This is a genomic window from Oricola sp. (assembly GCF_965230365.1).
Classification (GTDB): Bacteria; Pseudomonadota; Alphaproteobacteria; order Rhizobiales; family Rhizobiaceae; genus Oricola.
Genome location: NZ_OZ246003.1, coordinates 400,742 through 419,504, shown reverse-complemented (window position 1 = coordinate 419,504; position 18,763 = coordinate 400,742). Strand labels below are relative to the sequence as shown.

At 64.9% G+C, this 18,763-nt stretch carries 18 protein-coding genes; 6 read left to right on the top strand and 12 right to left on the bottom strand.

Features of this window, described 5'->3' with window-relative positions:
- Nucleotides 1-46 precede the first annotated feature (46 nt).
- Nucleotides 47-2,203 carry a malate synthase G gene (locus ACO06R_RS01960; protein WP_421855435.1) on the bottom strand — a complete coding sequence of 719 codons (2,157 nt, stop codon included), beginning with the start codon at nt 2,201-2,203 and terminating at the stop codon, nt 47-49.
- Between the two features lie 115 nt (nt 2,204-2,318).
- Nucleotides 2,319-4,325 (bottom strand): hydantoinase/oxoprolinase N-terminal domain-containing protein, encoded by a 2,007-nt coding sequence (locus ACO06R_RS01955; protein WP_421855431.1) that lies wholly within the window; start codon nt 4,323-4,325, stop codon nt 2,319-2,321.
- Nucleotides 4,326-4,452: 127 nt separating this feature from the next.
- Between ACO06R_RS01955 and ACO06R_RS01950 the strand changes: the two genes are divergently transcribed.
- Nucleotides 4,453-4,905: a hypothetical protein gene (locus ACO06R_RS01950; protein ID WP_421855428.1), complete on the top strand. Its 453-nt coding sequence runs from the start codon at nt 4,453-4,455 to the stop codon at nt 4,903-4,905.
- 56 nt (nt 4,906-4,961) lie between these two features.
- On the opposite strand, the gene ACO06R_RS01945 is transcribed toward ACO06R_RS01950, so the two are convergent.
- A complete protein-coding gene (locus ACO06R_RS01945) occupies nt 4,962-6,350 on the bottom strand; it encodes a cytochrome P450 (RefSeq protein WP_421855425.1) in 1,389 nt (462 codons plus the stop codon).
- 238 nt (nt 6,351-6,588) lie between these two features.
- On the opposite strand from ACO06R_RS01945, the gene ACO06R_RS01940 reads away from it, so the two are divergent.
- Nucleotides 6,589-7,632: an aldo/keto reductase gene (locus ACO06R_RS01940; RefSeq protein ID WP_421855422.1), complete on the top strand. Its 1,044-nt coding sequence runs from the start codon at nt 6,589-6,591 to the stop codon at nt 7,630-7,632.
- Between the two features lie 7 nt (nt 7,633-7,639).
- Here ACO06R_RS01940 and pncB read toward each other — a convergent pair whose 3' ends face one another.
- Together pncB and pncA are read right to left on the bottom strand one after the other, a co-directional pair.
- Complete coding sequence (gene pncB / locus ACO06R_RS01935; protein ID WP_421855419.1) at nt 7,640-8,947, bottom strand: nicotinate phosphoribosyltransferase; 1,308 nt, start codon at nt 8,945-8,947, stop codon at nt 7,640-7,642.
- A 9-nt stretch (nt 8,948-8,956) separates the two neighbouring features.
- Nucleotides 8,957-9,556 carry a bifunctional nicotinamidase/pyrazinamidase gene (gene pncA, locus ACO06R_RS01930; protein ID WP_421855416.1) on the bottom strand — a complete coding sequence of 200 codons (600 nt, stop codon included), beginning with the start codon at nt 9,554-9,556 and terminating at the stop codon, nt 8,957-8,959.
- A gap of 191 nt (nt 9,557-9,747) precedes the next feature.
- Between pncA and ACO06R_RS01925 the strand changes: the two genes are divergently transcribed.
- Nucleotides 9,748-10,332, top strand: a complete 585-nt coding sequence (locus tag ACO06R_RS01925) for a thermonuclease family protein (RefSeq protein WP_421855413.1) — start codon at nt 9,748-9,750, stop codon at nt 10,330-10,332.
- 35 nt (nt 10,333-10,367) lie between these two features.
- Here ACO06R_RS01925 and ACO06R_RS01920 read toward each other — a convergent pair whose 3' ends face one another.
- Nucleotides 10,368-10,652: a hypothetical protein gene (locus ACO06R_RS01920; protein WP_421855410.1), complete on the bottom strand. Its 285-nt coding sequence runs from the start codon at nt 10,650-10,652 to the stop codon at nt 10,368-10,370.
- A gap of 203 nt (nt 10,653-10,855) precedes the next feature.
- Here ACO06R_RS01920 and ACO06R_RS01915 point away from each other — a divergent pair, with 203 nt between their 5' ends.
- Nucleotides 10,856-11,446: a thermonuclease family protein gene (locus ACO06R_RS01915; RefSeq protein ID WP_421855407.1), complete on the top strand. Its 591-nt coding sequence runs from the start codon at nt 10,856-10,858 to the stop codon at nt 11,444-11,446.
- Nucleotides 11,447-11,453: 7 nt separating this feature from the next.
- Here the strand turns inward: ACO06R_RS01915 and ACO06R_RS01910 are convergent, their stop codons facing one another.
- Together ACO06R_RS01910 and ACO06R_RS01905 are read right to left on the bottom strand one after the other, a co-directional pair.
- Nucleotides 11,454-11,870: a DUF2267 domain-containing protein gene (locus ACO06R_RS01910; protein WP_421855404.1), complete on the bottom strand. Its 417-nt coding sequence runs from the start codon at nt 11,868-11,870 to the stop codon at nt 11,454-11,456.
- A gap of 54 nt (nt 11,871-11,924) precedes the next feature.
- Complete coding sequence (locus tag ACO06R_RS01905) at nt 11,925-12,197, bottom strand: usg protein (protein ID WP_421855401.1); 273 nt, start codon at nt 12,195-12,197, stop codon at nt 11,925-11,927.
- A gap of 228 nt (nt 12,198-12,425) precedes the next feature.
- Here ACO06R_RS01905 and ACO06R_RS01900 point away from each other — a divergent pair, with 228 nt between their 5' ends.
- Together ACO06R_RS01900 and ACO06R_RS01895 are read left to right on the top strand one after the other, a co-directional pair.
- The gene (locus ACO06R_RS01900; RefSeq protein ID WP_421855398.1) at nt 12,426-15,122 is read left to right on the top strand and encodes a bifunctional acetate--CoA ligase family protein/GNAT family N-acetyltransferase; all 2,697 of its coding nucleotides are present in this window, start codon (nt 12,426-12,428) and stop codon (nt 15,120-15,122) included.
- A gap of 6 nt (nt 15,123-15,128) precedes the next feature.
- Nucleotides 15,129-16,046: a histone deacetylase family protein gene (locus ACO06R_RS01895; protein WP_421855395.1), complete on the top strand. Its 918-nt coding sequence runs from the start codon at nt 15,129-15,131 to the stop codon at nt 16,044-16,046.
- A gap of 16 nt (nt 16,047-16,062) precedes the next feature.
- Here ACO06R_RS01895 and ACO06R_RS01890 read toward each other — a convergent pair whose 3' ends face one another.
- The 4 genes from ACO06R_RS01890 to ACO06R_RS01875 form a co-directional block, all read right to left on the bottom strand.
- Nucleotides 16,063-17,103 (bottom strand): Acg family FMN-binding oxidoreductase, encoded by a 1,041-nt coding sequence (locus ACO06R_RS01890; protein WP_421855392.1) that lies wholly within the window; start codon nt 17,101-17,103, stop codon nt 16,063-16,065.
- Between the two features lie 73 nt (nt 17,104-17,176).
- Complete coding sequence (locus ACO06R_RS01885) at nt 17,177-17,704, bottom strand: hypothetical protein (RefSeq protein ID WP_421855389.1); 528 nt, start codon at nt 17,702-17,704, stop codon at nt 17,177-17,179.
- Between the two features lie 97 nt (nt 17,705-17,801).
- A complete protein-coding gene (locus ACO06R_RS01880; RefSeq protein ID WP_421855386.1) occupies nt 17,802-18,194 on the bottom strand; it encodes a hypothetical protein in 393 nt (130 codons plus the stop codon).
- Nucleotides 18,191-18,664 carry a hypothetical protein gene (locus ACO06R_RS01875; protein WP_421855383.1) on the bottom strand — a complete coding sequence of 158 codons (474 nt, stop codon included), beginning with the start codon at nt 18,662-18,664 and terminating at the stop codon, nt 18,191-18,193. The genes ACO06R_RS01880 and ACO06R_RS01875 overlap by 4 nt, the downstream gene beginning before the upstream one ends.
- Nucleotides 18,665-18,763: the final 99 nt, after the last annotated feature.

The following is an 18,763-nucleotide window of genomic DNA, read 5'->3' as shown; positions in this document are numbered from 1 at the left end:
AAAAAGGCCGCCTCCGGGCGGCCTTCGCATTTGTCGAGGCTTGCGCTTAACTCGCCTTCAGTTGCAGCCGCCGGCGGTGCAGCACCGGCTCGGTATAGCCGGACGGTTGGACGCGCCCCTCGAGCACCAGTTCGAGCGCGGCCTGGAAGGCGACCGAGCCGTCGAAATCGGCGGCCATCGGACGGTAGGCCGGATCGCCGGCGTTCTGCCGGTCGACCACCGCGGCCATCTTCTTCATGGTCGCGACGATCTGGTCTTCGCCGACCACGCCGTGATGCAGCCAGTTGGCCATGTGCTGCGACGAGATGCGCAGCGTCGCCCGGTCTTCCATCAGCCCGACATCATTGATGTCCGGCACCTTGGAGCAGCCGACGCCCTGGTCGACCCAGCGCACCACATAACCGAGAATGCCCTGGGCGTTGTTGTCGAGCTCGTGCTGGATGTCTTCCGGCGTCCAGTTCGGGCGCGGCGCCACCGGCACCGACAGGATGTCGTCGAGCTTTGCCCGCCCGCGTGACCGCAAATCGGCCTGCACCTCATGCACATCGACCTGATGGTAATGCGTCGCATGCAGGGTGGCTGCGGTCGGCGAGGGCACCCAGGCGGTGTTGGCGCCGGCCTTCGGATGGCCGATTTTCTGCTCCAGCATGGCGTTCATCAGATCGGGCATCGCCCACATGCCCTTGCCGATCTGGGCATGGCCGGCCAGTCCGCATTCCAGGCCGATATCGACGTTCCAGTTCTCGTAGGCCTGGATCCAGGACGCCGCCTTCATGTCGCCCTTGCGGATCATCGGACCGGCTTCCATCGAGGTGTGGATTTCGTCGCCGGTGCGGTCGAGGAAGCCGGTATTGATGAACACGACGCGTTCCTTCGCCGCGCGGATGCACTCCTTGAGGTTGACCGTGGTGCGGCGCTCCTCGTCCATGATGCCCATCTTGATCGTGTTCGCCGCCATGCCCAGCGCCGTCTCGACCCTGGTGAACAGTTCGACCGCAAACGCGACCTCTTCAGGCCCGTGCATCTTCGGCTTGACCACATACATCGAGCCGGCCGGCGAATTGCCGCCGCGCCCGTTCGCGCCGATGTCGTGCAGCGCGATCAGCCCGGTCATCATCGCGTCCATGATGCCTTCGGGCACCTCGTTGCCGTCGCGGTCGTGGGCGGCCGGGTTGGTCATCAGGTGGCCGACATTCCTGACCAGCATCAGCGACCGGCCCTTCAGCGACAGCGCCGAGCCGTCCGGCGCGGTGTAGTCGCGGTCCGGATTCATCGTTCGCGTGACGGTCTTGCCGCCCTTTTCGAAGGTCTCTTGCAGGTCGCCCTTCATAAGGCCGAGCCAGTTGCGGTAGACCAGCGTCTTGTCTTCGGCGTCGACGGCGGCGACCGAATCCTCGCAGTCCATGATCGTCGTCAGCGCCGATTCCAGCACCACATCGGCGATGTTGGCCGGATCGGTCTTGCCGATCGGATGGTCGGCGTCGATGACAACCTCGACATGCATGCCGTTCTTGACGAGCAGGATCGCAGTGGGCGCTGCCGCGTCGCCCCGGTAACCGGCGAATTGCGCCGGGTCGGCAAGCCCGATGCTTGCGCCATTGGCTGTCGTTATGACCAGCGCGCCGCCCGCGACGGCAAAACCGCGCGCCTCGTTCCAGTCGGTTGCAAGCGGGCAGCTCTTGTTCAGGAAATTGCGCGCCCAGGCAATGACGCGGCCGCCGCGTTCGGCGTCGTAGCCGCCGCCGGCGGGCAGATCGCCCAGCGCATCGGTGCCGTAAAGCGCGTCATAGAGCGAACCCCAGCGGGCGTTGGCGGCATTGAGCGCGAAACGCGCATTCATGATCGGCACGACCAACTGCGGCCCTGCGGTCTCGGCGATTTCCGGATCGACATTTTCCGTGGCCACTGCGAACGCATCGCCTTCCGGTACCAGATAGCCGATCCCGGTCAGGAACTCCCGGTACTCGTCCATCGAATAGCCGGTGGCGCGCTTTTCGCGATACCAGGCGTCGATCTTTTCCTGCAGGTCGTCGCGCTTTTTCAGAAGCGTCCGGTTTTTCGGTGCCAGGTCATGCACGATCGCCGCAAAGGCGCTCCAGAACGCTGCCACGTCGATGCCGGTTCCCGGCATCGCCTCGCTGGTGATGAAGTCGTACAGTCCCTTGTCGATTGCCAGTCCGTCAACCGTCACCGTTTCGACCATGAAGCATCCTCCGCCTTGAAATGTGTTGCAGCGCAAAGCATGGCCGGTCTCGTCCTGTCAACTTGGCCGATGGGACAAGGCCAGTCTGACAGAAAGCCTTTTTGCCGCGGTTTCGCTAGAGCGCACTTGCCGGTCGCCCTGAAGCCGTCGCCGTGACGACGGCGGAAACGAGTTGTTCGCGGTTTTCCACCATGGCCGACCGGATGTCGCGTCTGACCGACACCTGCACCGCGCCGGCGCCGGCTGCCGCCGCCTTCGCTTCCGCAGCGTCGCGGCAGGCGTTTTCGGCGGCCTCAAGCGCCGCCTCCTGGCTGGAATAGACGCGTCCGATCGCCCCCGCGATTTCCGCACCGGTCACCTCGTAGCGGCCTTCGGCCGGCTGTGCGATCTCGGCCGAGACCGACACCCGCACCTGGCCCACCACCGCGCCGACGGCATTGGCGACGTCGGCATGGTCCGGCACGACTGCCGGGGTTCCGAGCAAAGCGCCGGCCTGCGGGTAGTATGCGCCGGCGCCCGCTCCCAGTCCGACCAGCGGCCGGTCGAGCGTCAGCGCGAACCGGGCAATGCCGGACTTGCCGTCGAGCGCGCGGGCGGCAAGCGGCGAGGTGGCCAGCGCGGCGCCGTCCAGCCCGTCTTCGCCAAGCGCGGTTTCCAGAACCCGTTCCGCCGATAAGCGAATCAACCGCTCGACCACGCGTTCGCTCAGCGTCGCCGCATCTGGCGCGACGGGATCGCCGAAGCGGTCCTTGCGGCGCGCAAACAGCGTCGCGCCGGCCTTTGCGGCGTCGGCGTTCCAATGGCTGTAGCGCCCGGCGACATGCTGCGCGTCAGACGGGGTGAAGCCGGAGATCAGCACCAGCCCGCGCGCTGCCAGCCGGCCCAATGTCGCCTGTTCGGCATTGGCTTTGAGGATTGCGGTCAGCGGCTGCGGTTTGCCGCTGATGCGCGCATAAAGCTCGGCCTCCGAGCGCGACAAGCCGGCCGCCAGACGGTCCGGCACGCCAGCCCGCATCGCAAAGCGGCCTTCGTGGCGATCCGGATGCGTGGCGCGGATCTGCCGGTCGAGCGCCGCGAGAACCGGCTCTCCGAACTGCGCGGCCAAAAGCGACAGCGGCACCAGCCGGCGCGGCCCGAGCGCGATTTTCGGCCCGCCGCCCTGTTCGTCTATCGCCACCTCGCTGTCGCCGCCGAGCCCGAAGGTGCTCATCGCCACGGCATCGACCATGGTGCGGTGACCGCCAACTGTCGCGCCCAGAGGGTCGATGCGTGGCCGGCCCTCGTCCAGCACGGCAATGTCGGTTGTCGTTCCGCCGATATCCGACACGATTGCCGACTGTGTGCCGGCCAGATGCAACGCTCCGACCAGGCTCGCCGCCGGGCCGGACAGGATGGTCTCGATCGGCCTTTGCCGCGCGAAGCCGGCCGATACCAGCGAACTGTCGCCACGCACCACCATCAGCGGCGCGGCGATGTCGTGCGCCTCCATCCGGCTTTCGGTTGCCGCGATCAGCCGGTCGATCATCGAGATCAGCCGCGCATTGAGCACGGTCGTCAGCGCCCGGCGCGGTCCGTCGAGCTTGCCGGTCAATTCGTGGCTCGCCGTCACCGGCAGGCCGGTGCGCGCCCGGATCAACTCGCTGACCGCGATCTCGTGTTCGGGATTGCGCACCGCGAAATACCCCGCCACGGCAAACGCCGAGACCGTCTCGGCGGTCTCGGCCAATGACATCTCGAACTCCGACGTGTCGAGTTCGGCGCCGCGGCCCTGCGCGTCATGGCCACCGGGCATGAAGAACACCGGATCGCCGCCGAGCGCCCCCCGCAAGCCGGCCTTGTCGAGGTCGCTTTCGGAAAAGCCGATCATCGCCAGCGCGATCCGCCCGCCCTGACCCTCGACAAGCGCGTTGGTGGCAAGTGTTGTCGATATTGAAACGAGGCCGATGTCGCCGCCCGCCGTCGCCGCTTCGCGCAGCACAGCATCCATCGCCGCGCCAATGCCCTCGGCCAGGTCATGGCGCGTTGTCAGCGCCTTGGCCTTGGCGATGACGCCACGGATTTCGTCATGGATGACGGCGTCGGTGTAGGTGCCGCCGGTATCGATGCCGAGAGAAAGCGTCATGGAGGTAGGGTCTCGCGGGTTGGTCCATTCGTCTGCGCCCCATAGGCCGCCCACCGCGTCGGGGCAATGGTCTTCAATCCGGCCCGAAAGCGCATTAGGCTCGCTGCACCACGATCCGGAGACCTTCATGACTGGCAAATCGATGCTCCTGGCGGCTGCGCTCGCCGTCGTTCCGGCCGCCGGCGCGCTCGCCAAGGACCTGCCGCCGCCGGAGATGTTCCGCGCCATGCTGGAGGCGAACAGGCAGAGCGGTTGGATCTCCTTCGCCAATCACGGCAACGGCCAGTATGTCTATTTCACCGCGCTGCAGACGCTGCATTGCCGGCTGAAGGAGATCCGCTACTCGATCAATTCGGCCGATCTCGATCAGACCTTCGCCATCGTCCCGTGCAATCCGCAGAACCCCTGGGCAATGCCACCCGACTTCAAGCCGGAGGACGCCGTCGTCATCCTGCCGCTCGGAACCGCGCAAACCGTCGCCGTACAGGTCGTTTGGGAAGACGGTGAGGAATCGGAGATTATGGTCTACAAGCCCTGCGACGATGTTGGCGACCAGGCCTGCGTCGATATCGCGGATTAGCTCGCGCGCATCGGATGATCATAAAATGTAAGTAATCAATTACGGTAATTATATGCTTACCTACTGATGACCCGCATCGGCAGCCCGTGTTCGGCCTGCATGGTCAGCTTCTGGATCGGCCGGGGTTCCAGCCCCGGCGTGGCCTCGAAACGGAATTCGCGCATCAGCATGGCAAGCGCGATCACGCCTTCCTGCATGGAAAAGGTCGCGCCGACGCAAATGCGCGGGCCGATGCCGAAGGGCAGATATTGGAAACGGCCGATCCGGTCGCGGTTCTCCGGCCAGAAACGCGCCGGCACGAAACCGTCGGGATTGTCCCAGTATTCGCGGTGGCGGTGCAGCACCCAGGGGATGACGAGGGTCGTCGTGCCCTCCTCGATCTCCAGCACCGTGCCGTCCTTGAACGTGAAGGTCTCCGCCTCGATCGCCTCGCGGTTGAGCGACGGCGCCGGCGGGTAGAGCCGCATCGCCTCCTCAAAGGCGGCGCGCGTCTTCGGCATCAGCTCGAGCCACTCGACAGGCGGCGGATTGCCGGCCAGCACACGGTCGATTTCTTCCTCGATCAGTGCCCGGTCATGCGGCGAGTTGGCGAGCAGGTAGAGCGTCCAGCCGAGCGCGCGTGCCGTCGTCTCGTGGCCGGCGCCAATGAAGGTGATCAGATTGTCGGCGATTTCCTGTGCCGACAGCCCGTCCGGCCCTTCGCGTTGCAGCAGCAGCGTCAGGAAATCGTCATTCACGGCATCCGGGTTTTCGGCCATTTTGCGCCGCCGCATCTCGATCGTGTCGTCGACCACGCCGTCGAACTTCCTGAGCACCTTGCGGCCGCGCAGCCGCTGAAAGCGTGGCACCCAGCCGGGCGCTTTCAGCATGTCCATCGGGTCGACGCGGCCCATGGTCGACAACAGCCTGTTGACGTCATTGGCGAAGTCGAATCCGTCCGACGCGATCTCGTCGGAAAACAGCGTCACCGAAAGCACCTCGTAGGTGAGGTCCGTCATGTCGATCGAGATGTCGTGCACCTCGCCGGTGCTTGTGCGGTAGCGCTCCAGGAATTCGCCGATGCGCGAATGCATCATGTCGGCGAAACCCTTGATGTGGCGTGGCGTGAACACCGGCGCGATCACCTTGCGCGTGCGCCGCCACACTTCGCCTTCCGCCGAAATCAGTCCGTCGCGCAGGATCGGCCGCAGGATGAGCTGGCGCATCCGCGCCATGCGGAAGTTTGCCGGATTGTCGACCAGGACATGGCGCACCAGTTCCGGATGGTTGGCGACCAGTGTGCGCTCGCCCATGAAGGTCGCCGTCACATGGGGCTTGGTGTAGCAGTTCTCGCCCCAGATCTCGACCGGGTTGCGCACCACCGTGCGGATAAGCTCGATCACCGATGGTGGGGTCGTGCGCGGGATCGGGTGCGGCGGTACGAACGGTTGCGGCTTTGTATCCATGAGTTGCGTTTTGTCCGATATACAACCATGCAGGGAATATGGCCGATCCCTGCGGGCGGGTCCATCCCCTGCGCGCCGGGCGTCACACTTCCTGCATACGCGTAGAATATAGGTCGCGGCTTGCACCGGGTGAAGCCGTCTTCCGCGAGGCGCTGGGAGTTTCGCCCCGCCAGGAAACCCATTATACCGTACCGGCACACCGCCTTTTCCTTCCTTCCGACACCGCTGGGGATACGCCATGAAGTACCGCAAGCTCGGCCGCACCGGCCTCGACGTGAGCGCGATCTGCCTTGGAACCATGACCTTCGGCCGCCAGAACACCGAGGCCGAAGGCCATGAGCAGATGGATTACGCGGTCGGTCAGGGGGTCAACTTCTTCGACACAGCCGAACTTTATCCGACGGTGCCGGTCTCGGTGGAGACGATTGGCGGCACCGAGACCATTATCGGCACTTGGTTTGCCAAGCGTGGCAAGCGCGACGACGTGATCCTGGCCACCAAGGTGCTCGGGCCGGGCGGGTTCGGCCCGGTCGACGGCGCCGATCTCTCGCCCGAGAAAGTCCGGCGATCCTGCGAGCGTTCGCTGCAGCGGCTGCAGACCGATTACATCGATCTCTACCAGTTGCACTGGCCCAATCGCGGCACCTACCACTTCCGCCAGAACTGGAGCTACGAGCCGGAAAAGCACGACAAGCAGAAAGCGCTGGACGACATCGAGGCCGTCCTCGGCGAACTTGGCGCACTGGTCGACGAGGGCAAGGTCCGCCATGTCGGCCTGTCCAACGAGACGGTCTGGGGCACGGCGCAGTATCTTCGCATAGCCGGCGAACGAAATTGGCCGCGCATCGCCTCGGTGCAGAACGAGTACTCGCTGCTGCACCGGATTTTTGATACGGATTACGCCGAGCTCTGCCATCACGAGGATGTCGGCTTGCTCGCCTTCTCGCCGCTTGCCGCCGGAATTTTGTCGGGTAAGTATCGGCATGGCGTAGTGCCGCGCGGCAGCCGCATGTCGATCCAGCCCAATCTGAGCGGTCGATTCTCCGAGCATTCGCGTCCGGCGATCGAGGCTTATCTGCGCGTTGCCGACAAGCACGATCTCGATCCTGCGCAGATGGCCATTGCTTTCGCGCTCAGCCGGCCTTTCATGGCCTCCGTCATCATCGGCGCCACCAAGATGGAACAGCTGAAGACCGACATTGCGGCGATCGATCTGGAGCTATCGGGCGAGGTATTCGACGATATCCTCGCCGTGTTCCGTCGCTACCCCTTGCCGATGTGAGCGGCGCTCAGACAAGCACCGGGTTTTCCACCCGCTCGGCGCTGCCGAACAGCTTCAGGTAACGCTCGATCTCGGCTGCGTCGCCGGTCGCCTTGTTCGGGTTGTCGGACAGTTTGACCGCCGGATGACCATTGGCGTCGGTCACCTTGCAGACCAGCGAGATCGCCTGCAACTGGTCGTTGCCGCGCGGCGCGCAGCCGGCAAAGTCGTTGGTCAGGTTGGTGCCCCAGCCGAAGGCCATGCGCACCCGCCCGGCGAAGTGATTGTGCGTCTCCACGATGGTGTCGACATCCAGCCCGTCGGAGAAAATCAGGATTTTCTCGCGCGGGTCGCGGCCCTTCTCGCGCCACCACTCAATGATCCGCTCGCCGCCTTCGATGGGCGGCGCGCTGTCGGGCCTGAAGCCGGTCCAGTCGGCCACCCAGTCCGGCGCCTCGCGCAGGAATGCGGCCGTGCCGAACGTGTCCGGCAGCACGATCAGGAGGTTGCCGCCGTAAAGCTTGTTCCAGTCTTCCAGCACGCTGTAGCTGGCCGCGGCGATACCGGCATCGCTGCGCGCCAGCGCTGCATAGACCATCGGCAGTTCGTGCGCGTTGGTGCCGACGGCTTCTAGATCGTTGTCCATTGCCAGCAGCACGTTGGACGTGCCGGTGAACGCCTTGGGAATGCCTTCGGCCAGCGCTTGCACGCACCAGCGTTGCCACAGAAAGGAGTGCCGCCGCCGGGTGCCGAAATCGGAGATGCGCAGCCCGTCCAGGAGCTTGAGCTGCTCGACCTTGTGCCACATCCGGGCCTTGGCGCGGGCATAGAGCACGTCAAGCTCGAACGGGCCGAGCCCGCGCAGCGCGGCGCGCGAACGCAGTTCGTTGATGATCGCCAGCGCCGGGATTTCCCACATCGTGGTCTCCACCCAGCGACCGTGGAAGTTCAGCACGAACTGGCCGTCGCGCACCGACAATTCGTAATCGGGCAGGCTGAAGTTCTCGAACCAGGCGAGAAACTCCGGATCGAAGATCTGCTTGCGGCCGTAGAACGTGTTACCGGCCAGCCAGATCATCTCTTTCTTCGCCAGCCGTACCGTACGTGCATGATCGAGTTGCGCGCGCAGCTCCTCCACATCGATCTCGTCGGCCAGCCGGATTTCCGTTTTGCGGTTGATCAGCGAGAAGGTCGCATCGACATCGCGATGCATCTTCCAGATCATCTGCAGCATCATCAGCTTGTAGAAGTCGGTGTCGAGCAGCGACCGGATGATCGGGTCGAGCTTGAATGTGTGGTCGTGAACGCGCTTGGCGATATCGAGAACGCGGGCCATCGACGATCCTCAGAGCAGGTGGACGCCGGCGTCGCGCATCCGCGCGGTCATCACGTCCAGCGAACCGTCGAGATCGATGGCCCGGCATGCCGGCATGACCACCGAGGTACGGAAACCGCTGGCCACCGCATCGAGCGCCGAAAAACCGACGCAGAAATCGGTCGCCAGCCCGCACAGCACAACCTCGCCGATGCCGCGGTCTTTCAGGTAGCCGGTCAGGCCGGTCGGCGTGGAATGGTCATTCTCGAAGAACGCCGAATAGGAATCGATCTCGCGCCGGAAGCCTTTGCGGATCACCAGTTCCGCCCGTGTCCAGTCCATCTCGGCATGGAACGCCGCGCCGTCGGTTCCCTGCACGCAGTGGTCCGGCCACAGCGTCTGCGGCCCGTAGGCGACATCGATGGTCTCGAAGGGTGCGCCGCCTTCGTGCTGCGAGGCGAAGGACGAATGATCGGCGGGGTGCCAGTCCTGCGTCAGCACCACATGATCGTGGCTGGAGATCAGGTGGTTGACCAGCGGCACGATTTCGTCGCCGCCCTCCACCGCCAGCGCGCCGCCGGGGCAGAAATCGTTCTGCAGGTCGACGACGATGAGTGCCTTGTCCGCCATGCGGCTCCCCTTTCCGTTGCGCGCCCGGGGCAAAGCATTAGAGCCTTTCTCGCCCGGTTGGAAGTATCTGATGGCCCGGATCGTTCCATCCGATTCCGTTGCGGCATAGTTAAAATTTGCAGTGGTCGGTCAATCCTCGGGTAAACGCGTGATGGCAGTGTCGGCTCGGATACCCGGGGCACGCATATTCTATGTCTATTGACGATACGCCTGGTTTTCAGGCCAATTACGACCTTCCGCAACGAAGGCGCAGATCCATCGCGGTCATTGTCGCGGTGCTTGCGCTAGTCGCCATCGCCAGCGCGGGCGCTCGGCATTTCCTGCCACCCGAAAATCTTGGCACGTCTCACCCGATGTCGATATTCTCCGACTCTCGAGGCGGCCGCGTCGCCAGCTATGACACCTATGCGGGGATCGAGGCGCGCCCGATTCGCCAGTGCCGCAGCAAGCCCTTCGACAATTGCGTCGTCGATGGCGATACCTTCTGGCTCAATGGCGAGCAGATCCGCCTCGCCAATGTCGACGCCCCGGAGGTTGCGGGCCACTGCGCCGCCGAATCGAGCCTGGCCGGCGAGGCGCGTCGCACCCTGGTACGCCTGCTCGACAACCGGCATATCTGGATCCGCGCGACCGGGCGCGACAGCGAAGGCCGGCTGATCGCTCGTATCGAGACGCCACGGGGCGATGTCGGCGAGGATTTGCTGCATTGGGATGTCGTCGCCGCGACCCGTGGAGGGCGGGCGACCGGGACAGACTGGTGCGGCTCCGGCCGCTAACGGGGAATGCGGCCGGTTGCCCGGCCGCACTGTTGTTACTGGATCTTGAACTTCTTGAGCCGCTTGTTCGTCGGGCGAACCACCTGCGGATAGGTTTTGTTGCAGTCGGCGAGGAACCCCTGGTATTCGGCGTCCGAGCACGGGCTGGTCTGGTTGTTGTAGCAACCGTCATGCACGTGGATGTAACACGACGCCTTGTCCCAGTGCGGGGGGCCTGCGAGGGCCGAGTTGGCGAAGGCCGTCATGGCGGCGGCGGTGCCAAGTGCGCGCAATCCGACCGTCAGGACGGCGCGGCGCGAAGCTTTGGTCTTGGTGTTCATGGCATTTTCCTTTCTAGGGTTAATGAGCGGTTTTGCTCGTTGGCGCGCCTTATGGCGAACTGCCGCAGCGTCCGGTGTGTCTTCGCGCACATGGCGGCGCAGGCCGCCCGCCGCCGAGCCCGATCCGGCGTTTACGCGCTGAACCGAATCGTAACTTCTGTCCGCCACGCTGCGACTGACGTTACGAGAGGGGAGCCGGGATATTGACGGAGTCAGCCACCAGATTGCGGGGCACGGCGCCCGGCGGTCCGCGCGGCGATACGGGCGCATATCTGCAGATCGCGCTGGCATTGATAGTTGTTGCCGGATTCGGCTCCGGTATCGTCTGGTTGCTGCGTTCGCCGGCCGAGATCGATCTCGCCCGTGTCGGCGGCCTCGTCGACCACATGACGACCAGCGCCTATACGCCGGTCGCTCGACCGGGCTTTCAGGCCGATTTCTTGCCGCGCCATGTGTCCGTCTGCGGCTCGGGGCGGCGGATCGACTGCGTGGTTGATGGCGATACGCTGTGGCTCGATGGCGAAAAGATCCGCATTGCCGGTATCGACGCACCGGAGGTCAAGGGGCGTTGCCCGGCAGAAATCGTGCGCGCCGACGAGGCCACGCGCGCGCTTGTCCGCCTGGTGTCCGGCAGTCCGGTCCGTCTGCACCGGCAGGGTGAGGATCGCTTCGGCCGCACGCTCGCCGATGTGGAGACGCCGCGCGGCGATGTTGGCGAAATCCTGGTCGCGCTCGAACTCGCCGCACGCTGGCGCGGTCGTCGCGAACCGGCCGAAACCTGGTGCCGCGGCTAGGGCGCCTTCAAGCCCAGTAGTCGCGCGCCTCGTCGGGCAACGCTGCCAACATCCGCTCGAAATCTTCGCGGTCGACATGCCGCCAAAGCACCGATGCGACGATCGCGATCGCACCGTCCGGCGAGAAATTATGATCCGGCCGGATCGCCTTGGCCTCTGCCTCCAAATCCGCACGCGTGCCAAAGGTCGAGCGCGCTTCTTCCGGGTCCCAGTTCGCCACGAAGATCGCGCGCAACACCGGCGGCAACGCGCTTGCGAAGCGCAGGCCGTCGCGGGCCGAAAGCCGTCGCCGGAACACGATCAGGACCGCATCCACGGTCGTATAGGTTTGGTGGTGTGAGCCATGCCCCAGCGACGCTTTCGCATCCGCCATGAAAGCATCGAAGTCGCGCGACGCGTTGAAGTATTCCTGCGGCATGGGCATTGCAGGCCGTCTCCCTGAACCTGTTTGCGGCCCGGAGTGCAATGACGACCGGGCTCAGTGGAGCGCGAACTCGCCATCGACGCGGTGAAATTCGCCCGGCTTGATCAGCCTTTGATGCGTGTAACGCACAGAATGCAGCGGCCCGTCCAGATTGGCGTTCCAGAAGTCGAGGAAACCGAACATCTCGGGAAAATCCGGCGCCAAGTCGTAGTCCTGCCACACATAGGTCTGCAGGATCGTCGGGTGGTCGGGCAGGCGGTAGAGGATCTGGGCGGTCGTCAGGCCGTAGCCATCCAGCTGCAGTTCCAGTGCGCTTCTTTCCGGCATCGTCGCTCCTTGGCTTGCGGGACTCGCTGGAAAGGCTACGCGCAGCTTTGCTTTTGTCAACGATTCCAATCTGTTGGCAGCATAGTGCGGCGAGTGCTGATGGAATGGTGCGCATTTTGCAGCGCAGCAATTTCTTGATCGATATCAAGGTGTCGTCACACAGCGCGCTTAAGCTTCCAGTGCCCCTTTCTCCGGATCCTCCCACAATCTCCCACCGGTTAGGTCATCATGCAGCCGTCTCCCGATCGCAGTCCACTCCATCATTTGTTCAATCCGCGCTCAGTCGCCGTGTTCGGCGCCAGCGATTCTGCGGCCAGCGTCGGCGCCAAGGTCTGGTCGAACCTGCTTGCCGGCGGCTTCGAGGGATCGATTTTCCCGATCAACCCGAAGCACAAGAAGGTCGGCGATCACGCCTGTTTCGCCTCGGTCGTCGACGTCCCCGGCGAAATCGATCTCGCCGTCATTGCCACGCCGGCGCACACCATCCCGCACATCATCCAGGAATGCGGCCAGAAGGGTGTTCGAAACGCCGTCGTCCTGTCCGCCGGTTTCATGGAAGCCGGCGAGGAGGGCAAGCGGCTCCAGGTCCGCATGCAGGACGCCGCCGAGCGCGCCGGCATCCGCTTTCTCGGACCCAACTGCGTCGGCCTTGTGCGGCCCTGGCTCGGCTTCAACGCCACCTTCTTGAACTCTGGCGCACCCAAGGGCCGGCTGGCGCTGATCTCCCAGTCCGGCGCCCTGTGCTCGGCCATCACCGACTGGGCCGAGCCGCATCATCTCGGCTTTTCCGCCATCGTCTCGCTCGGCAATTCGGCCGATGTCGATTTCGGCGACGCCATCCATTTTCTCGCGACCGACCCCAAGACGGATGCCATCCTGCTCTATGTCGAGGGCATTCGCGACGCGCCGTCCTTCCTGAGCGCGTTGCGCGGCGCGGCCCGCACCAAGCCGGTAATCGTCCTGAAAACCGGTCGCCACCATCAGAGTTCCTCGGCCGCCCACACCCACACCGGCGCGCTGATCGGGTCCGATGACGTCTTCGACGCGGCGCTGTCGCGGGCCGGCGCTGTGCGCACCCGCACCTTCGGCCAGCTCTTCGCCGCCGCCGAGATCCTGTCGGCCAACAAGCGCGCCCATGGTAGCCGCCTCGGCATCATCACCAATGGCGGCGGCGCCGGGGTTCTGGCCGCCGACCGTGCCGGTGACTGCTCCGTCGACCTGCCGGAGCTCGCCCCCACGACACTGAAGACGCTCGACAAGCTGCTGCCGGCATACTGGTCGCATGCCAATCCGATCGATATTCTTGGCGACGCCGGCCCCGAGACCTATGCCGCCGCCGTCAAGGCCGGGCTCGCCGATCCGAATTTCGATGGCCTTCTGGTCATGCTCACGCCGCAGGCGATGACCGGTCCGCTGGAAGTCGCCAGGGCGGTGGTTGGCGCCTTGCCGAAGAAGCCGGGCAAGCCGGTGCTTGCCTGCTGGATGGGCGAGAGTTCGGTCGCCGAGGCACGCACGCTGCTTTCGACTAGCGGAGTGCCGGACTTCACCACGCCCGAAGCCGCCGTCGAGGCGTTCTCCTACATGGCCCAGCACTGGCGCAACCGCCTTCTGGCGCTTGAGACGCCGGGCCCGCGCCACGATCTCGACGAGGCGGATCTGGGCGGCGCACGGATGATCATCCAGTCGGCGCTGGCCGACGGACGCTCGCTTCTGTCCGATGTCGAATCCAAGGCCGTGCTGCGCGCCTTCCGCGTTCCGGTCAACGTCACCATCGAGGCGCCCGACGCATCGGCTGCCGTGGTCGCCGCCGAGACTGTCGGTTTCCCGGTCGCCATGAAGGTCAATTCGCGCCAGATCAGCCACAAGTCCGATGTCGGCGGAGTGCGCACCAACGTGATGAATGCCGCCGACGTCAAGCTCGCCTTCCGCGAGATCGCCAAGGCGGTCGACGACGTGCGGCCCGATGCCAGGTTCCTCGGCGTGACGGTCGAACACATGGCCGATGTCGACGAAGCGCGAGAACTGGTAATCGGCGCGTCGCGCGATCCGGTTTTCGGCCCGACATTGTTGTTCGGTGCCGGCGGCACCATGGTTGAGGTGCTGCGCGACAGCGCCGTCACCCTGCCGCCGCTCAACGCCGTGCTCGCCAACCGGCTGATCGACAAGACCCGTGTGTCGCGCCTGCTCGACGCCTTCCGCGACCGCGCCGCCGTCGACCGCGACGCGGTGGTCGATGTGCTGCTGCGGGTGTCCGACATGGTCTGCGAATTGCCGGAGATCACCGAACTCGACATCAACCCGCTGTTTGCCGGCCCGGACGGGGTGATCGCCGTCGATGCGCGCATCGCCGTCGCCCGCCCGCCGGCCAGCGCCGATGCCTACGACCACATGGCGATCCACCCGTTCCCGCGCCATCTGGTCTGGGAAGACCATCTGTCCGACGGCACGCCTTTCGTTATCCGTCCGATTCGCCCCGAAGATGCCGAGAGCGAGCAGGTCTTCGTGCGCGAATTGTCGCCGCAGGCTCGCCAGTTCCGCTTCATGGGCGCGCTCAGCGAATTGTCGCCGGAGATGCTGGTCCGCTTCACCCAGATCGACTACCGCCGCGAAATGGCGCTGGTCGCCATCGTCCACGGACCGGATGGCCCGCGCCAGCAGGGCGTGGCGCGCTATTCGATCAATCCGGATCTGCGCAGCTGCGAATTCGCCATCGTCGTCTCCGACAAGGTGCAGAAACAAGGTATCGGCACGCGGCTGATGAAGGCGCTTCTCGATGCCGCGCGCGAGGAGCACGGCCTCAATGTCATGGAGGGCACGGTGCTTGCCAACAACACGCCGATGCTTAACCTTATGCGCGAACTGGACTTCAAGATCGGACGCGATCCGGAGGATCCGGAAATCGTCACCGTCGAAAGGACGTTGTAGCGAAACATGCTCGGGCTCGTCTCCCATCCCGAATGTCTGGAGCATGATCCCGGGCCGTTGCACCCCGACACGCGCGGCCGGATCGACGCGATCGGCAACCAGCTGATCGCCTCCGGCCTCGATTTCGTCCTCCGCCACTACGATGCGCCATGCGTCGAGCGCGCCGCTCTGGAGCGCGTGCATGCACCGGCCTATCTCGACCGCATCTTCGCGGTCGCGCCGCAGTCCGGCTCCGTCGATATCGACGGCGACACGGTGCTGTCGCCCGGCACGCTCAATGCCGCGCTCAGGGCAGCCGGCGCCGGCGTTTTCGGCGTCGATTTGATAATGCGCGGCGAGGCCAATCCGGTCTTCTGCATGGTGCGCCCGCCCGGCCACCATGCCGAATCGGACCGCGCCATGGGCTTTTGCCTGTTCAACAACATTGCCGTTGCCGCCGCCCATGCCATGGCGGCACACGGCATCGAGCGGGTCGCCATTGTCGATTTCGACGCCCATCACGGCAACGGCACCGAGGAGATTTTCGCCGGCGACGGGCGGGTGCTGTTCTGCTCATCCTTCCAGCACCCGTTCTATCCCTTTACCGGCCATGAATCCGACACGACCAATCTCGTTGGCGTGCCGATGTCGGCGGGCGCCGGCAGCGCGGAGTTCCGTCAGGCGGTGCGCGATCACTGGCTGCCGGCCATCGACGCCTTTGCGCCCGGCATGATCTTCATCTCCGCCGGTTTCGACGCCCACATGGCCGACGACATGTCCGGTCTGGCGCTGACCGACGCCGACTATGCCTGGGTCACCGGGGAACTCGTCCGCCTGGCGGCAGAGCACGGTGGCGGGCGCATCCTGTCGATGCTGGAAGGCGGCTACGAATACCATTCGCTGGCGCGCAGCGCCGCCGCTCACATCAAGGCGCTGATCGGCTGAGTGTTGGCGCGGCGCCCTATGGGGCCCTGTCGACGATCACGTCGCCGACCGGCCGGCGCAATGAATAGGGCATCGGGTCGGCATAGCCAAAACGCACGATCAGGTTCGGTCGCGTACCGGGCCGACCGATCGCCGATGCGAAATCCCCCGTCAGTGCCGCCACCTCGGCTGGCTGATTGAGAAAGGCGTGTTTCAATCCGGCGGCGGTAGCGGCAAGAGCGAAACGTTGGCAACTGCGCCCGGCCCGCATGGCATGATCGGCGTCGTCGCGCTCGGCGGTGAACACCGCCAACCCGGCCGAGGAGCGCAAATGCCGCACCAGCTTTTCGTTCTCGCTTGCCGCCGTCATCGCGAAGCGCAAGGCAAGCGAGCCGACCCAGTCGGGCACAGACGGATTGCCGGTGCAGGCCGAAAACAGGCCGTCGCGCGTCTTCAGCGCGTTTGCCTCGGAGAACCGCAGCCAGGCTTTCAACTCGGCCTTGAAGGCGCGGTCCTCGATCTGCCTTGTATTGGCTTCGGTGAAGATTTCGATCAATGGTTCGATACCCGATCCGCCGGCGACCACCGTGACGGTCACGCCGTCGATGGCCGCAGCTTGCTCCAGTGCCGTTAACGTTGCTGCGTCGGCTCGCCGTCCCGAGTATTCGCTGCGTGTGCATTGGCGCGCGAAAATCGCCTCATAGAGCGCCCGCTCATGGCCGGAGACCTTGCCGCTCCGACCGCCGAAGACGACATTCACCGCACCGCCATTGACCGGCAAAAACGCCACTTGGCCAGAAGCGCCGGCCGCGCTGCCGGCAACCGCCAGGTTTTCGGCCGCGCATCCAAGTGTCGCGAAGAGGTGGCGGTCGTCCGGGTCGACGACTGGCGTCACCCGGCCAAGGTCGGGCGCAATGGTGATGTTCGTTCGCGAGCCGGAGAAACGCCAGGGCTGGGTGTTGTGGCTGTTGGCCGCGAGTGTGGCGCAGCGCACCAGCTCGCGCAGGTCCGGTTCCACCGCAGGGGTGATCGGCGCCCGGATGTCGCGGGCCAGTTGGTCGAGTTTGCTGTGAGACATGGCGTGTTTCTACGCCAGTATTACGCAATTCTATTGATTTATATCAAGTATTGAATCGATTCTTCGCGGACAATTAGTGTAGTGTAGTGCTTTGCGCCGCCGCGCTGCTTGTCATCGCCGACCGGTGCAGGATCTCCGAAATCACCGGTGCCGGTATCGGCTGCAGCACCTTGCCGAGGCCGCGCAGCACAAGCGCGAAGGAGCCGGCGGCGAGCGCCACTTCCTCGCAGCGCGAACGGCAGGTCAGCGCCGAAAGGCAGGTTTCGACCGCCTGATCGTCATGGTTCTGGATACCGGCGACCAAGCCCATCACCATGACCTCGTCGCGGCATATATGCGGCGATCCGGCCTCGAAAGTCCGAAGCGGGCAGGCTGCGCAGCGCCCCAACGCGCCGATGAAGGCCGAGAGCGCGTAGATCGCCGTCTTCGAGCCGCGATGTCCCAGAATGTCGAGATACAGATCGACCGCCGCTTCCTGGGCGCGCACGTCGCCTGTCGCCTTGCCCGCGGCCCAGTGCCGGTAGCCTTCCAGCACCAACCGTTCCGCCGGCTGCGCGAAATAGGCAGCGGTGTTGCCGTTGTGGCAGTCGAATCGATCCATGACGGGCGACCTCAATAATATGATAAAATTCGTCATATTATTGCCGTACTGCAAAACAGGAGTCAATCCATCAGGTTTGGTTCGTGGAAGAAACCCATCACCCGCCCGTGCCTTCACCGATGATGAAAGTGTACATCAGCTTGGTCTGGGTGCGGGTGCCCGGCGGATCGTACTGCACCTCCAGCGTCGCCTCGTATTTGTCGACCTGGTGCGGCTTGAAGTTGACCGGTACCGTGATCGTCTGGCCGGGCAGTATCTTTTTCGCCGGATTGGCAAACGGCGCGGGATTGGCACCCATCCGGATACCTGCGCCGGCCGGCAGTATCAGGCCGGCGCGCTGGCTGCGCGGGCCGTATACCCAACGGACCCGGACGTCGAAGCTGTTGCGGGTGCTGTTGACGATCCGCACCTGGCGCGGCGGCGCAGCCTGGCCCACGGGAACCTTTCCGAAATCGAGCGGTTTGTCGCCATCGCCATTGTAGATCTTCATCGCCCTGCCGGATGGATTGGGTGTTTGCCGATCCCGAAACAGGTCACTTTCAGGGGCAGGGTGGCCGGATCCCGTTTTGCGCCGACCACGACCGGTGCGAATTTTGCCTCGCGCCGGCCAAGCGCTCTGGGCGTGCAGGCGATGCCCACCCGCACGCCAGGCGCGCGATGGGTCACGGGCGTGGGTCCCATCAAGCCGGGTCCGATGGCGAACTCGCGCGCATGGGTGCCGGTAAACGGATTCACCGGGTAGGACATCTGCGCCGAGCCTACGCTGTCGAGCCGAAACGAGACGGTCTTCGAGGGCGAGGTCGCACCGACCGTTATGCGGCCGAGAGACACCACCCCGGTATCCGCTTTCAACAGCAGCTTCGGACCTGCAGCGGGCGCCGGTGGCGTCTGCTGGCATGAGGCGAGTGTCAGGGCGGCGGTCAGGGCAAGTGCGATTGCCGCAAGCGGCGCTGGGCGCATGGCATCCTCCTCCGGCGCGCCGCCGCTGAGCGTGGCGACCCGCCTTGCTTTTCCTGCCCCGCGCCGCATTGTCGCGGAAAGCCGGCAATGCCGCAAGGG

Coding starts and splice junctions, on each gene's coding strand:
- ACO06R_RS01960 (WP_421855435.1), bottom strand. CDS start 2,203: ATGGTCGAAACGGTGACGGTTGACGGACTGGCAATCGACAAGGGACTG.
- ACO06R_RS01955 (WP_421855431.1), bottom strand. CDS start 4,325: ATGACGCTTTCTCTCGGCATCGATACCGGCGGCACCTACACCGACGCC.
- ACO06R_RS01950 (WP_421855428.1), top strand. CDS start 4,453: ATGACTGGCAAATCGATGCTCCTGGCGGCTGCGCTCGCCGTCGTTCCG.
- ACO06R_RS01945 (WP_421855425.1), bottom strand. CDS start 6,350: ATGGATACAAAGCCGCAACCGTTCGTACCGCCGCACCCGATCCCGCGC.
- ACO06R_RS01940 (WP_421855422.1), top strand. CDS start 6,589: ATGAAGTACCGCAAGCTCGGCCGCACCGGCCTCGACGTGAGCGCGATC.
- pncB (WP_421855419.1), bottom strand. CDS start 8,947: ATGGCCCGCGTTCTCGATATCGCCAAGCGCGTTCACGACCACACATTC.
- pncA (WP_421855416.1), bottom strand. CDS start 9,556: ATGGCGGACAAGGCACTCATCGTCGTCGACCTGCAGAACGATTTCTGC.
- ACO06R_RS01925 (WP_421855413.1), top strand. CDS start 9,748: ATGTCTATTGACGATACGCCTGGTTTTCAGGCCAATTACGACCTTCCG.
- ACO06R_RS01920 (WP_421855410.1), bottom strand. CDS start 10,652: ATGAACACCAAGACCAAAGCTTCGCGCCGCGCCGTCCTGACGGTCGGA.
- ACO06R_RS01910 (WP_421855404.1), bottom strand. CDS start 11,870: ATGCCCATGCCGCAGGAATACTTCAACGCGTCGCGCGACTTCGATGCT.
- ACO06R_RS01905 (WP_421855401.1), bottom strand. CDS start 12,197: ATGCCGGAAAGAAGCGCACTGGAACTGCAGCTGGATGGCTACGGCCTG.
- ACO06R_RS01900 (WP_421855398.1), top strand. CDS start 12,426: ATGCAGCCGTCTCCCGATCGCAGTCCACTCCATCATTTGTTCAATCCG.
- ACO06R_RS01895 (WP_421855395.1), top strand. CDS start 15,129: ATGCTCGGGCTCGTCTCCCATCCCGAATGTCTGGAGCATGATCCCGGG.
- ACO06R_RS01890 (WP_421855392.1), bottom strand. CDS start 17,103: ATGTCTCACAGCAAACTCGACCAACTGGCCCGCGACATCCGGGCGCCG.
- ACO06R_RS01885 (WP_421855389.1), bottom strand. CDS start 17,704: ATGGATCGATTCGACTGCCACAACGGCAACACCGCTGCCTATTTCGCG.
- ACO06R_RS01880 (WP_421855386.1), bottom strand. CDS start 18,194: ATGAAGATCTACAATGGCGATGGCGACAAACCGCTCGATTTCGGAAAG.
- ACO06R_RS01875 (WP_421855383.1), bottom strand. CDS start 18,664: ATGCGCCCAGCGCCGCTTGCGGCAATCGCACTTGCCCTGACCGCCGCC.